13 protein-coding genes are annotated in these 12,611 nt (G+C 70.0%); 10 read left to right on the top strand and 3 right to left on the bottom strand.

Translation table 11 applies throughout. The annotated features are described in order from the left end of the window. Positions 1-41 precede the first annotated feature (41 nt). A complete protein-coding gene (locus tag VGD44_RS12365; protein ID WP_331087391.1) occupies positions 42-233 on the top strand; it encodes a DUF3553 domain-containing protein in 192 nt (63 codons plus the stop codon). Between the two features lies 1 nt (position 234). Continuing rightward, entirely contained in the window at positions 235-1,002 is a 768-nt protein-coding gene (gene cysQ / locus VGD44_RS12360) for a 3'(2'),5'-bisphosphate nucleotidase CysQ (RefSeq protein WP_331087390.1), read from the top strand. Between the two features lie 57 nt (positions 1,003-1,059). Here cysQ and VGD44_RS12355 read toward each other — a convergent pair whose 3' ends face one another. Then, on the bottom strand, positions 1,060-1,239 hold the full coding sequence (locus tag VGD44_RS12355) for a hypothetical protein (protein ID WP_331087388.1): 180 nt from the start codon (positions 1,237-1,239) through the stop codon (positions 1,060-1,062). 151 nt (positions 1,240-1,390) lie between these two features. On the opposite strand from VGD44_RS12355, the gene VGD44_RS12350 reads away from it, so the two are divergent. Together VGD44_RS12350 and VGD44_RS12345 are read left to right on the top strand one after the other, a co-directional pair. Beyond that, entirely contained in the window at positions 1,391-2,557 is a 1,167-nt protein-coding gene (locus VGD44_RS12350) for a PepSY-associated TM helix domain-containing protein (RefSeq protein ID WP_331087386.1), read from the top strand. 84 nt (positions 2,558-2,641) lie between these two features. Next, complete coding sequence (locus VGD44_RS12345; protein WP_331087384.1) at positions 2,642-4,783, top strand: TonB-dependent siderophore receptor; 2,142 nt, start codon at positions 2,642-2,644, stop codon at positions 4,781-4,783. Positions 4,784-4,825: 42 nt separating this feature from the next. Here VGD44_RS12345 and VGD44_RS12340 read toward each other — a convergent pair whose 3' ends face one another. Then, the gene (locus VGD44_RS12340) at positions 4,826-5,263 is read right to left on the bottom strand and encodes a glycine zipper 2TM domain-containing protein (RefSeq protein ID WP_331087382.1); all 438 of its coding nucleotides are present in this window, start codon (positions 5,261-5,263) and stop codon (positions 4,826-4,828) included. Between the two features lie 206 nt (positions 5,264-5,469). Here VGD44_RS12340 and VGD44_RS12335 point away from each other — a divergent pair, with 206 nt between their 5' ends. The 3 genes from VGD44_RS12335 (at position 5,470) to VGD44_RS12325 (ending at position 9,991) form a co-directional block, all read left to right on the top strand. Further along, positions 5,470-6,294 (top strand): enoyl-CoA hydratase/isomerase family protein, encoded by an 825-nt coding sequence (locus VGD44_RS12335; RefSeq protein ID WP_331087380.1) that lies wholly within the window; start codon positions 5,470-5,472, stop codon positions 6,292-6,294. 36 nt (positions 6,295-6,330) lie between these two features. Further along, positions 6,331-7,521, top strand: a complete 1,191-nt coding sequence (locus VGD44_RS12330; protein ID WP_331087378.1) for an acyl-CoA dehydrogenase — start codon at positions 6,331-6,333, stop codon at positions 7,519-7,521. A 118-nt stretch (positions 7,522-7,639) separates the two neighbouring features. Next, positions 7,640-9,991 carry a PAS domain-containing hybrid sensor histidine kinase/response regulator gene (locus VGD44_RS12325; protein WP_331087376.1) on the top strand — a complete coding sequence of 784 codons (2,352 nt, stop codon included), beginning with the start codon at positions 7,640-7,642 and terminating at the stop codon, positions 9,989-9,991. On the opposite strand, the gene VGD44_RS12320 is transcribed toward VGD44_RS12325, so the two are convergent. After that, positions 9,988-10,563 carry a TetR/AcrR family transcriptional regulator gene (locus tag VGD44_RS12320; protein WP_331087374.1) on the bottom strand — a complete coding sequence of 192 codons (576 nt, stop codon included), beginning with the start codon at positions 10,561-10,563 and terminating at the stop codon, positions 9,988-9,990. The two genes, VGD44_RS12325 and VGD44_RS12320, sit on opposite strands and share 4 nt — an antisense overlap. 76 nt (positions 10,564-10,639) lie before the next feature. Between VGD44_RS12320 and VGD44_RS12315 the strand changes: the two genes are divergently transcribed. The 3 genes from VGD44_RS12315 to VGD44_RS12305 all read left to right on the top strand — a co-directional run. Beyond that, positions 10,640-11,287 carry a GNAT family N-acetyltransferase gene (locus tag VGD44_RS12315; protein WP_331087372.1) on the top strand — a complete coding sequence of 216 codons (648 nt, stop codon included), beginning with the start codon at positions 10,640-10,642 and terminating at the stop codon, positions 11,285-11,287. Then, a complete protein-coding gene (locus tag VGD44_RS12310) occupies positions 11,284-12,264 on the top strand; it encodes a hypothetical protein (RefSeq protein ID WP_331087370.1) in 981 nt (326 codons plus the stop codon). Before VGD44_RS12315 ends, VGD44_RS12310 begins: the two co-directional genes overlap by 4 nt. A 5-nt stretch (positions 12,265-12,269) precedes the next feature. After that, a partial coding sequence (locus tag VGD44_RS12305; protein WP_414694648.1) for an alcohol dehydrogenase catalytic domain-containing protein occupies positions 12,270-12,611 on the top strand: 342 nt, incomplete at its 3' end.

The following is a 12,611-nucleotide window of genomic DNA, read 5'->3' as shown; positions in this document are numbered from 1 at the left end:
CGGCTTTGCGCCGTAGGGACACTCTCTCTAAGACACCGCGCATGGAGACGTGGGATCCGTTCCTGGAGCCGGGCGTCCTGGTGCGTCACCCCACGGAGGCCGACTGGGGGCTGGGCCAGGTCCAGTCCGTCGCCGGGCGCAAGGTGACCGTGAACTTCGAGAATGCGGGCAAGCAGACGATCGACGTGGCCGTCGTGACCCTGGTGTTCGTGGGCGACGATCCCCGAGGGTGAATTGAGCAACGAGAACGACGTCGGCCTGGTCCTGGCCGAGATCTGCGAGGCCGCCGCGGCCCTGATCCTGCCGCTCTGGAAGTCGGGCGTGGAGGTGCTGACCAAGGCCGACGAGAGCCCGGTCACCGAGGCCGACCAGCGTGGCGAGAAGCTGATCCTGGAGCACCTGGCTGAGAGGTTCCCCGGCGTGCCGGTGATCTCGGAAGAGGACGCCAGCGAGTTCGGCACGCCGGACGCCATCGGCCCGCGCTTCTTCCTGGTCGACCCGCTGGACGGCACCAAGGCCTTCGTCCGCGGCGACCCGAACTTCACGGTCAACATCGCCCTGATCGAGGACGGCCGCCCGGTCGCCGGCGCCGTCAGCGCCCCGCCCACCGGCGAGACGTGGTTCACGAGCAACGGCCAGGCAATGAAGCGGATCAACGGCGGTCCGGCCGTACCGGTGCGCGTCCGCGCCTGGCCGGCGGGCAAGGCCATCGCGCTGGTCAGCCACACCATGAAGGAAGAGACCGCCGTCAAGCTGGCCCAGGAGTACGGCTTCGACCTGCGCGAGCCGATGGACTCGTCGATCAAGTTCTGCCGCATCGCCGAGGGATCCTGCGATATCTATCCGCGGCACGGACCCACCATGGAATGGGACATCGCCGCCGGCCACGCGGTCCTGGAAGCGGCGGGCGGCACGGTGCTGACCCCGGAAGGCCGGCCCTTCGCCTACGGCAAGGCCGACGAGGGGTTCAGGAACGGCTGGTTCGTGGCGCGGGGTGGCTGAACCCCTTCAAGCTCGTCATCCCGCGAACAAGGCGCGGGATGACGCTCATTTTGAGGATCAGATCCGCCTGGCGTCGGCCAGGGGCGCGTCGGGGGCGGAGGTGGTGATCGGGCCATGGTATTCATCCGGAGCCGCCGCGTAGGCCGGGGTCAGTGCGCGGCCCAGCGCCCAGTAGCCCACGAACCCGATGGTGAAGGCCACACAGGCCAGGAGCAGGTAGGGCTTCAGGATATCCATGTTCTGCGGTGAAGCTTGGTTTGCGCCGGTTACCGGATAGTCAACGGACGCCTCCGGAAGGGGTTGCTGTCCCGCTTCCCCTTGTTTTTGAGAATTCGTCGCATTAGCAGGAAGGGCGGCCGTGCGGTCGCGCTTGGAGAGTTGCCTTCCCATGACCGTGCTTGCGAGGCTGCGCCGGCTCTGGCTCGACGTGCACCTCTGGATCGGCGCGGGACTCTTGATCGCGCTTGTTCCGTTGAGCGTCACCGGTTCCATCCTCGTTTGGCATGATGCCCTCGACCGGGCCCTGTATGCCGACAGGTACGCAACAACAGGACCATCGGCTTCACGTCACATCATTGACTATGCGCAAGCCGCGCAGGCCGCGTTCGGCGACCGCGCCACGCTGACTCAGGTCCGTTTGCCGCAGGAAGCTGGCGATCCCGTGGTGGCCGTAGGCCGTCTGGCGGGGCCGCCCGGGCCCGGCGGGCGGCCCCGCACACTGAACGCCTGGATCGACCCGCCGACGGCGAAGGTCCTCGACACCGCCGAAGTGGCCAAGGGCTTCACCATGGTGACGCACCGCCTGCACGGCTCGCTGCTGATCCCCGAGATCGGGCGCAAGGTGGTGGGCTGGCTGGGCTGGGCGATGTTCGTGTCCTGCGCCACGGGCCTGTGGCTGTGGTGGCCGCGGCACGCCGGGTTCGCGAAGGGCCTGCGCTGGCATCGGGGCGCTTCGACCCTCTTCAACCTGCACCACACGATCGGCTTCTGGATCTGCCTGCCGCTGGCGGTGCTGTCGCTGACCGGCGTCTACATCTCTTTCCCGCAGACCAGCCGCGCACTGTTCGGGCTGCCGCAACAGCCGCCGCGCAACGCTGGGCCGAACCGCTTCGCCCCGCCGCTGCCGCAGACGAAGCTGACGCTCGCCCAGGCGGTCGCCGCCGCCCAGGCCGAGGCGCCCGGCGCGGCTGTCACCGAGGTCAACGTCCCCACCCGCGGCAAGGACCCGGCCTGGCGCGTGGGCCTGAAAGCGCCCGGCGCCGAGCGGGCGAAGACCGTGCAGGTCGTCGACGCCACGGGCGAGGTGAAGGCCGGCCGCGGCGGGCCTGGCGGGCCTGGCGGCCCGGGGGGCCCGGGAAGCGGCGGCGAGGACAAAATCTCCCCGCTGATGCGCAAGATCCACGACGGCGCCGGCATGGGTATCGTCTGGCAGACGGTGATCTTCCTGGGCGGTCTGGCCCCTGCTGTGCTGGGGATCACCGGCGTCGTCATGTGGCTGCGCCGACGCGCGCGTCGCAGGGCCATCCGGCACGGCCTGGCCGCACCCCTCGTCTAGTTGCAACCAATTCTCATTGCCAAGGCAGAGCGCGGCTCTTAAGAACGCTTCTTACTTTCAATCTCATCCGTTCCGAGGTCTTCCGTGAGAGTCCGTCGCCACGCCGTCGTCATCGCACTCGCGCCGCTGGTGTTTGCCTCGGGCTCAGCATCCGCGCATGCCGCCGAGGCCGGCGACGCTGCCGAGGTCAGCGGCGTCACGGTGATCGCACCGCGCGACGATACCTACCGGGCCCAGCGTACGGTCACCGCGACCAAGACCGACACCGCGCTGCGCGATACGCCGCAAGCGATCACGGTCGTCACCGACGAGCTGATCCGCGATCAGGCGATGCAGACCATGGCCGACGTGCTCCGCTACGTGCCGGGCATCACCATGGGCCAGGGAGAGGGGCACCGCGACGCTCCCACAATCCGCGGCAACGCCACCACGGCGGACTTCTTCGTCGATGGTGTGCGCGACGACGTCCAATACTTCCGCGACCTCTACAACGTGGAGCGGGTGGAGGTGCTGAAAGGCCCCAACGCCATGATCTTCGGCCGCGGCGGCGGGGGCGGCGTGATCAATCGCGTGACCAAGAAGGCCGATTGGTCCGACGCGCGGTCGCTCAATCTCGAACTGGGCTCCTGGGACCATCGCCGTGCGTCTGTCGACGTCGGCCAGCCGCTCAGCGACAGCTTCGCCGGCCGCGTCGTGGCCATGTACGAGCGCTCGGAGAGCTTCCGCGACTTCGTCAACCTGGAGCGCTGGGGCGTGAACCCGTCGGTCGGCTGGCGCAACGGCCAGGGGCTGACGGTGTCTCTCGCCTACGAGCACTTCGAGGACGACCGCACCACCGACCGCGGCGTCCCGTCCTTCCTGGGCAGGCCGTCGCCCGCGCCGCGCGGCGCCTTCTTCGGCGATCCTGAGCGCAGCTACGCCCGCACCAACGTCGACCTCGTGAACCTGAGCGTCGAGTACGAGGTCTCGGACACGCTGGAAATCCGCAACCGCACCGTCTACGGCGACTACGACAAGTTCTACGCCAACATCTTCCCGGGCAACGCGGCCATGGCCGGAGCGGACGGCCAGCCCGCCACCTATCCGCTGCAGGCCTACCAGAACGACGGCCCGCGCGAGAACCTGTTCAACCAGACCGACATCGTCTGGAAGACCGAGTTCGGCGGCATGGGACACACCGTCCTGGCCGGCGCGGAGTTCGGCCGCCAGAAGACCTCCAACCTGCGCCGCACCGGCCACTTCAATACGGTGACGGGCCCGACCACCTTGGCCGGCCAGCCGTTCAGCGACCCGACGCGCCGCGGCCTGCCCATCTTCTTCACCACTACCGGCGGCGATGCCAACAATCGGGTCAAGGCCACGGTCGCCGCCGCCTACGTCCAGGATCAGGTCGAGATCACACCGCAGCTGCAACTGATCGCCGGCCTACGCTACGACAGCTTCGACGTGGAATTCTTCGATCGCCGCGCCTCGGTGACGGGCCGCCGTGACTTCTCGCGCCGGGACGATCTCTGGTCGCCGCGCCTTGGCCTCGTCTTCAAGCCGATCGAGCCGGTCTCGCTCTACGCCAGCTACAGCGTCTCCTACCTGCCGAGCTCGGGCGACCAGTTCTCATCCCTCAACGCCACCAGTGAGACGCTCGAGCCCGAGGAGTTCGAGAACCTGGAGCTGGGGCTGAAGTGGGAGATCACGCCCGACCTGTTCCTGACCGCCGCGCTCTACCGCCTCGACCGGGAGAATACGACCGCACCCGATCCGACGCGGCCTGGACAGGTCGTTCTGACCGGCGCCCAGCGGACCGAAGGCTTCGAAGCGGGCCTCGCCGGCCGCATCACCGCCGTCTGGGAGGTGGTCGCGGGCTACGCCTGGCAAGACGCCGAGATCACCAGCACCACGTCGGCTGCGCCCGCCGGGCGAGAGGTCCCGCTCGTGCCCGAGCACACGTTCTCGCTCTGGAACAAGTATGATCTGAGCGATCGGTTCGGCCTCGGCCTGGGCGTCGTCCATCAGACCAAGATGTTCGCCTCGATCTCGAACGCCGTGACGCTGCCGGGCTTCACGCGCGTGGACGCGGCCGTGTTCGTGCGGCTGACCGACCAGGTTCGAGCGCAGGTGAACATCGAGAACCTGTTCGACAAGCGCTACTTCCCGACCAGCCACGGCGACAACAACATCCTGCCGGGCGCCCCGCGCGCAGTCCGGGTGTCGCTGCGCGCCGATTTCTGAGGCTGACTGCGGCCGGGCTTCCGGAGCCCGGCCGTGTCGCCGTCAGCAGCGGTCCGTGCGGTCGATCTCGCGGCCGAGCAGCGCGCCGGCGCCCGCGCCGATGATCGTGCCGGCGGTCCGGTCGCGGCCGCCGTCGATCTCGCGACCCAGCAGGGCGCCCGCCGCGCCGCCGACGATGAGACCGGTCGTGCCGCCCGAACGGCAGCTCGAGCGATAGTGACGGCGCGGGGCTTCACGGTAGTAGCGCGGCGCAGGCTCGTAGTAGCGCTCGCGGTAGACCGGCCGCTCCTCCACGTAGACGCGCTCGCGGTAGTAGACGGGCCGCTCTTCCACGTAGACCCGCTCATGGTAGCGGTGGTGGTGATGGTGGTGCTTGCGGTGGCCCCGCCCATATCCGTCGGCCAAGGCCGCCGTCGGGATCACGGTCGCCGCCGTCGCCAAGCCGGCGGCCACCATCAGCATCTTGCGCCAGGTCGTCATCTCGTCCCTCCGGGTCCGGGCCGCGCGTCCCCTCGACGTGCGGCGTTGGCGAAGGGCTCGCATGTCGCCGCTGCCATCTGCCTGAAGCCAGGTTTCAGGTTAGGTTCATCTTGGGGTTGTCACGGTCACGCTTGTTGGTTGTTTCTCCGATTCGACTTGCCCGCCGTTCGGCGCGACTGTCGCGGGCAGGCAAGCGGGAGGACGCCATGGCCGACGGGACGCAGGTGTTCGAGCACATCCTCTGGGAACGCCGCGGCCAGGTGGGCGTGCTGACGCTCAACAAGCCCGACCGGCTGAACGCGCTGTCCGTGGCCATGCGCGACGAGGTGGCCGCCGTGCTGGACGCCGCTCGCGCCGACGACGAGCTGCGCTGCCTGGTGCTGACGGGCGCGGGCCGCGGCTTCTGCTCGGGCGCCGACCTGCAGGCCGGCGCGGCGGTGATGGCCGAGGGCGGCCTCGTGCGGAAGGACCAGAACGAGCGCATCGACGAGATGGGCTGGGTGGGCCGCTGGGCCTCGATGTGGGCCCGCTTCGACAAGCCGGTGATCGGGGCCATCAACGGCGTGGCGGCCGGCGCAGGGCTCTCCACCGCCATGGCCTGCGACGTGCGCATCGGCTCCGAGCACGCCCGGTTCAAGAGCGTGTTCATCGAGCGCAACCTGTCGCCGGACTCGGGCTTGAGCTTCTACCTGCCGCGCGTGGTGGGCTATGCGGCCGCCGCCGACATGATCTTCACCAGCCGCGCCGTGGGCGCCGAGGAGGCGCTGCGGATCGGGCTCCTGAACCGCGTCGTCGCCGCCGACGAGCTGCTGGACGCCGCCGTCGCCTACGCGGGCGAGATGGCCGGCTGGCCGCCCCTGGCTCTGCGGATGTCCAAGCGGGTGCTGCAGCACAACCAGGACGCCGGCCTGGAGGACGCCCTGCGCTACGAGAGCCTCGGGCTGGAGTTCGCGCGCCGCGCGCGCAACGACGTGAAGGAATCCCAGGCCGCGTTCCGCGAGAAGCGTAAAGGCGTCTACACGGGCGATTGAAAACCCGATATCCCGCCGCCAACGAAGGAGACCACCATGCCCCTCGACGCCGGCGCGCCCCAGAAGACCTACCGCTGGGACGATCCCCTCGACCTTTCCTCGCGCCTCTCGGAAGAGGAGCGGATGGTCTGGGACGCGGCGCGCCAGTACGCCCGCGAGAAACTGCTGCCGCGGGTGGTCTCGGCGTTCGCCGACGAGCGGTTCGACCGCGAGATCATGACCGAGATGGGCGAGTTGGGCTTCCTCGGCCCGACGCTGCCCGAGGAGTACGGTTGCGCCGGCGTGAACCACGTGGCGTACGGGTTGATCGCCCGCGAGATCGAGGCGATCGACTCGGGCTACCGCTCGGCGATGAGCGTGCAGAGCTCGCTCGTCATGTACCCGATCTATGCGTTCGGCTCGGAGGAGCAGAAGCGCAAGTACCTGCCCGGCATGGCCGCCGGCCGCATCATCGGCTGCTTCGGCCTGACCGAGCCCGACGGCGGCTCGGACCCGGCCTCGATGCGCACGACCGCGAAGAAGGTCTCGGACGGCTACGTCCTGAACGGCGCGAAGATGTGGATCACGAACTCGCCGATCAGCGACGTGGCGCTGGTGTGGGCCAAGCTGGACGGCAAGATCCGCGGCTTCCTGGTCGAGCGCGGGACCAAGGGTTTCGAGACGCCGAAGATCCTGAACAAGCTCAGCCTGCGGGCCTCGGTGACCGGCGAGATCGCGCTGAGCGACGTGCACGTGCCAGCAGACGCCATGCTGCCCGGCGTGGAGGGCTTGCGGGGGCCGTTCTCGTGCCTGAACAAGGCGCGCTACGGCATCGCCTGGGGCGCCATGGGCGCGGCCGAGTTCTGCCTGCACGCTAGCCGGGACTACGTGTCGAGCCGCAGCCTGTTCGGCCGCACCCTGGCCTCGCGCCAGCTGGTGCAGAAGAAACTGGCCGACATGTCCACCGAGATCGCGCTGGGCTTCGAGGGCGCGCTGGCCCTGGGCCGGCTGATCGACGAGGGCGCGTGGGTGCCGGAAGCCATCTCGATGCTGAAGCGCAACAACTGCGGCAAGGCGCTGGATATCGCCCGCGTCGCCCGCGACATGCACGGCGGCAACGGGATTTCCGGCGAGTACCACGTGATGCGCCACGCGGCGAACCTCGAGACGGTGAACACCTACGAGGGCGCCCACGACGTGCACGCGCTGATCCTGGGCCGGGCGATCACGGGCGAGAGCGCGTTCTGAAGGCGCGCGGCCTGAGGTCGCGCGTTTTTCACATACAACTCAAAATTTACGTTTGTGACGGTAAAGCCTTCGCCGCCTTGAGTCCGGTTATGCCGGACCAAGCCTCGGGGGAGGTTCAATGGCCCGGAAGAGCGCGACACGCGCCGCCGACAAGGCCGAGATGATCCAGTGGCTGTTCCAGAACAGCCGCGACCTCATGCATGTCGCAAGAGACGGCGTCTTCCAGTTGGTCAATCCCGCCTGGTGCGAGCTGACCGGCCTGACCGAGGACGAGTTCGTCGGCCGCCCCCTGCTGGACTTCTATCATCCGGACGACCACGCCAGCATCCGCCAGCGCGTGACCGCGATGCAGTCGGGCGAATCGTCCGAGAGCGAGATCCGCGTCCGCCGCGCGGACGGCGACTGGCAATGGTTCATCGCCCGCAGCCACAGGATGGCGAACGGGGCCTTCATCGTGTCGCTGCGCGACGCCACCGCCGACCGCGCCCGTCGCGACGAGATCGAGGAGGCGCGGCGCACCCGCAAGCTGCTGGGCGCCCAGGCCGGCCTCGGCATGTGGACCTTCGACCCGCTTGCCAACGCCATCTGGTGGTCGGACGAGATCCGCGACTTGATCGGCTTCGACGACGACGACGCCTGGACCCCTGACCGCTTCCACGACTTCGTCCACCCGACCGACCGCGACCGCCTGCGCGCCGAGCTCGCGCGTTGCGTCCAGAGCGGCGAGTCCCTGAGGACCGAGCACCGCATCCGCGGCCGCGACGGCTGGCTGACGATGCGGGTGACGGTGCGCACCGAGAAGGTCGCCGAGGGCGTGCATGCGCTCACGGGCATCTCGGAGGACATCACCGAGTTGGCAGCCGCCCGCGACGCCGCCCGCCGGGGTGAGCGGCAGATGAAGAAGGCGCAACGCCAGGTGGCGTCGAACGCCGCGCGCCTGAACGTGGCTCTCGAGGCGGCCGAGGCCGGTGTCTACGAGATCGACCACATCAAGAAGAGCTTCTGGTGCTCGCCCGAGTTCGAGCGGATCACCGGCCAGAAGAACTCGGACTACAACGAGGCGATCGACCTCCGCTATCCGGGCTTCCACGTCGACGACCTGCCGCACGTCCGCGCCTCGTTCCGCGCGCTGCACCGGGGCGACAAGCAGTCGGGCGAGAGCTTCGAGGCGCGCATCGTCCGCCCGGACGGGACCGAGCGCTGGGTGCGCGTCTTCCACCACCTGCTGGTCACCAGGAACGGGCGCTGGCTGAAGGCCGTGGGCCTGGTCCAGGACTGCGACGTGCTGAAGCGCCAGGAGCTGGCGCTGAAGGAGGCCCAGCGGGCGGCCGAGGCCGGCGCCGAGGCCAAGGCCGCGTTCCTGGCCAACATGAGCCACGAGATCCGCACGCCCATGAACGGCGTGATGGGCGTGCTGCACCTGCTCAAGAACGAGAACCTGACGGACGACGGCCGCGCGCTGCTCGGCGAGGCGCTGTCGTGCGGCGCCATGCTGGCCGAGTTGCTGAACGACGTCATCGATTTCTCGAAGATCGAGGCCGGCCGCCTGGAACTGGTCGACGAGCCGGTCGATCCGGCCGCACTGGTGTCGGGTGTCGTGCGGCTGCTGGAGCCGCAGGCGCGCGCCAAGGACCTGCGGATCATCTTCCAGTGCGATCCGAGCGTCGGCTGGGTGCGCTCCGATCCTGTCCGCCTGCGCCAGGCGCTGTTCAACCTGGTCGGCAACGCCGTGAAGTTCACTGAGACGGGCCACGTGCTGGTGCGCACGATGCAACCCGCGCCCGGCCGGCTGCGGTTCGAGATAGAGGACACCGGCGTCGGCATCCCCAAGCCCGCCCAGGCGCGGCTCTTCGAGCGGTTCAACCAAGCCGACGTCTCGACCACCCGGCGGTTCGGCGGCTCGGGCCTGGGCCTCGCGATCACGCGCCGCCTCGCCGAGCTGATGCATGGCGACGTGGGCTTCACGTCGCGCGAGGGCCAGGGCTCGACGTTCTGGATCGAGGTGCGCGCCGACGTAGCGCAGGCGCCGGTCGAAACGATCGAGAGTACGTCCGCCGTGCTGGAGGGCGTGCGGGTCCTCGTCGTCGAGGACAACGCAACCAACCGGCTGATCGCCACCAAGCTGCTCGAGAACCTGGGCGCCGACGTCGAGACCGCGGCCGACGGCTATGCGGGCGTCGAGGCGGCCGAGCGCGGCGGATTCGACCTGATCCTGATGGACATCCAGATGCCGGGCATCGACGGGGTCGAAGCGACCCGCCGCGTCCGCGCCCTGGGCGGCGCCGCCGCGCAGACCCTGATCGTGGCGCTGACCGCCAACGTGCTGGCCCACCAGCGCGCTTCGTACCTCGACGCCGGCATGGACGGCGTGGTCGGCAAGCCCATCTCGCCCGCCGCCCTGGTCGCCGAAATCGCCGCCGCCGCCGAGCGCCGCGCCGGCGGCCTGACAGAAGCGACCGCCGCGGCCTAGGACCTCAGCGCGCCCAGCATGATCCGGCGCAGCGCCTCAACGGCGTCCTTGCGGGTCAGGCGGCCGGCGGCGGCGGCCTGGGAGAGGGTGTCGGCGGCGCCGATGACGCCCAGCAGCAGGGTCTTGGCGCCCTTGGCCGGCAGGGTCGCGAAGCGCGCCAGCGCCCCGCGGTAGAGCTCGACGTACTCCTCGCGCATGGCGTGGCGGAAGTCGTCCATCTCCTCGGTCGCCGAGAGCGCTGCGGCGATGGCGCCGAATTCCTTGCCGGCCTGCAGCGTGCAGTCGACGTAGGCCGCCGAAAGGATCGCCACGGCGTCGTCCAGGGTGCGTGCCTCGTTTCGCAGCGCTTCGCGCGCCGCCTCGGCCTGGCGGGCGTCGAAGTGGCGGTAGAGGGCCACCAGCAGGCCAGCGCGGGTCTCGAAGTGCTCGTAGGCGATGGGCTTGGTGACGCCCGCCTGTTCGGCGACGCGGGCGAGGGTCAGCGCGTCGGTCCCCTCGGCGCGCACGATGGCTGCCGCGGTCTCCAGGAGCTGGATACGCCGCTGGTCGCGCGGCATGCGCCGTCCGGTCACACGCTTGACTCCAAACCTACGATCCGTAACTTACTAATCGTAACTTACAGAACGTAACATCAGGAAGGAAGGAAGCATGACCGTCGAGGCCGTTCAACTGGCGCCGGTGGACGAAAGCCAGGCCGCCCGCTTCGCGCCCTTGGTCGCGGGGCTGGTCCGCGCCACCGGGCCGGTCAGCTACGACTACCAGTTCGGGACCGGCGGCCTGCTGGAGCGGCTGGTGGCCGCGTCGTGGACCGTGCCCGACACCCTGTTCTGCGCGGCCTGCACGACCGCGGCGACGGCCGGCGACGAGTTGCTGGGGATCGAGATCGGCTTCGCGGGCCCGAACTTCGACGCCTTCAAGAAGAACCTCGCCGCCCTGGCGCCCGGCCTCATCGCGCGGGGCGAGGTGACCTACGACGAACTGGTGGGGCTGACGGTGCGGGCCGGCAAGGCCAGCTACCTCAACGCCCACGTACCCGACGACGTCTACTACCTCCATGCCCTGTCGGCGTTCCCGCAGCATCGCGGCAAGGGCATCGGCAAGGCCCTCCTGCAAAGGGCGATCGGGCGGGCCCGGGCCGCCGGCTACCGCGAGCTGCAGCTCGACGTGCTGGCCGGCAACCCGGCGGTTCAGTTCTACCAGGCGATGGGCCTGCAGGTCCTGGCCGAGATCCGCTCGCCCGAGCTCTCGCGCGACCACGGCTTCCCGTCCGAGTACCGCATGGCGGTGACGCTGTGAGGGTGCTGATCGCGGGGGGCTACGGCCTGGTGGGCGGCCAGATCGCGCGGCGGCTGCGCGAGGCCGGCCACGATCTCGAACTGGTGCTGGCTGGCCGCAACCCCGACGCGGGCGCGGCGCTGGCTGCAGAGCTCGGCGCCACGACGGCGAAGCTGGACGTCGCCGATCCCGCCCCGGACCTCGCAGCCCTCGGGCCCGTCGACCTGGTGGTCGCCGCGTTGCAGGACCCCGGCGACAACCTGCTGATGGCGGCGCTCCGGAGCGGCGCAGGCCACATCGGCATCGTTCGGACGGCCGAGAGCATGGCGTCGTCAGCCATCGCCGCGGCGGCGCTGGCCCAGCGGCCGGCGCTGATGCTGGGCCACTGGCAGGCCGGCGTGCTGACCCTGGCGGCGCTGGCGACAGCCCGAGACTTCGCGTGCGTGGACGGCGTCGCCATGGCCGCGCTTTACGACTACGCCGACCCCATCGGCCCCATGACCGCGAACGACGCAGGCGGCTTCGTCGGCGCGGCGCTGATCCGGCGCAGCGGCGCCTGGGAGAGCGTGCCGGCCTCGGAGAACGGTCGGTCCGTGTCGCGAGCCGGCCAGCCGGCGTTCGACGCCTTGCCGATGGGCGTGCTGGACACGCCGGCCCTGGCGGCCATGACCGGCGCGCGCGATGCGCGCTTCGACCTGGGGACGGGCGTATCCCGCGGGACGGCGGCCGGCGGCGCGGCCTCGCACGACCTCTACATCGAGCTCACCGGCCGCGACGCCGCGGGCGCATCCATGTCCCGCCGTATCGTCGTCAGCGACCCGCACGGCCAGGCGCATCTGACGGCGCTGGGAGTGCTCCTCGGCGTCGAGCGGGTGCTGGGCCTGGACGGCGCGCCGCCGCCGGCTGCAGGCCTCTGGTTTCCGGAAGGCGTGCTGGACCCGCTCCGGGCCATGGCTCGGCTGCAGAGCTTGGGCGTGACCGTGGAGGCGGGCGCGTGAGCAGCATGCGAGCCCTGGCTGTCGATCCTGCGACCCGGACCTCGCGGGTTGTCGAGGCGCCGATCCCCAAGCCCGGGCGGGGCCAGATCCTCATCGAGGTGAGTGTCGCCGGCGTCAACGAGATGGACGTCCAGGTGCGGGCGGGCGGCTGGGCGAAGCAGGTGGCGCAGTTCCGCCGCGCGGGGCCCGTGCTGACCGGCTTCGACTTCGCCGGCCGGGCGGCCAACGACGGACGGCGCATTCGCGCGGGCCAACGAGTGGTCGGCTATTCCCCCGTGCTGGACGGCCCGCGCATGCACGCCCGCTTCGCCGTCGTGCCGGAGAACGCCATCGTGGCCTTGCCCGAC

The sequence above is a fragment of the Phenylobacterium sp. genome (assembly GCF_036402295.1).
Classification (GTDB): Bacteria; Pseudomonadota; Alphaproteobacteria; order Caulobacterales; family Caulobacteraceae; genus Phenylobacterium.
The sequence above is the reverse complement of the archived record's forward strand: the minus strand, read 5'-3'. Positions and strand labels throughout refer to the sequence as shown.

What these genes read in the sequence shown, in the direction of transcription:
- VGD44_RS12365 (WP_331087391.1), top strand. Translation starts at nt 42, where the DNA reads ATGGAGACGTGGGATCCGTTCCTGGAGCCGGGCGTCCTGGTGCGTCAC.
- VGD44_RS12355 (WP_331087388.1), bottom strand. Translation starts at nt 1,239, where the DNA reads ATGGATATCCTGAAGCCCTACCTGCTCCTGGCCTGTGTGGCCTTCACC.
- VGD44_RS12350 (WP_331087386.1), top strand. Translation starts at nt 1,391, where the DNA reads ATGACCGTGCTTGCGAGGCTGCGCCGGCTCTGGCTCGACGTGCACCTC.
- VGD44_RS12340 (WP_331087382.1), bottom strand. Translation starts at nt 5,263, where the DNA reads ATGACGACCTGGCGCAAGATGCTGATGGTGGCCGCCGGCTTGGCGACG.
- VGD44_RS12335 (WP_331087380.1), top strand. Translation starts at nt 5,470, where the DNA reads ATGGCCGACGGGACGCAGGTGTTCGAGCACATCCTCTGGGAACGCCGC.
- VGD44_RS12330 (WP_331087378.1), top strand. Translation starts at nt 6,331, where the DNA reads ATGCCCCTCGACGCCGGCGCGCCCCAGAAGACCTACCGCTGGGACGAT.
- VGD44_RS12325 (WP_331087376.1), top strand. Translation starts at nt 7,640, where the DNA reads ATGGCCCGGAAGAGCGCGACACGCGCCGCCGACAAGGCCGAGATGATC.
- VGD44_RS12315 (WP_331087372.1), top strand. Translation starts at nt 10,640, where the DNA reads ATGACCGTCGAGGCCGTTCAACTGGCGCCGGTGGACGAAAGCCAGGCC.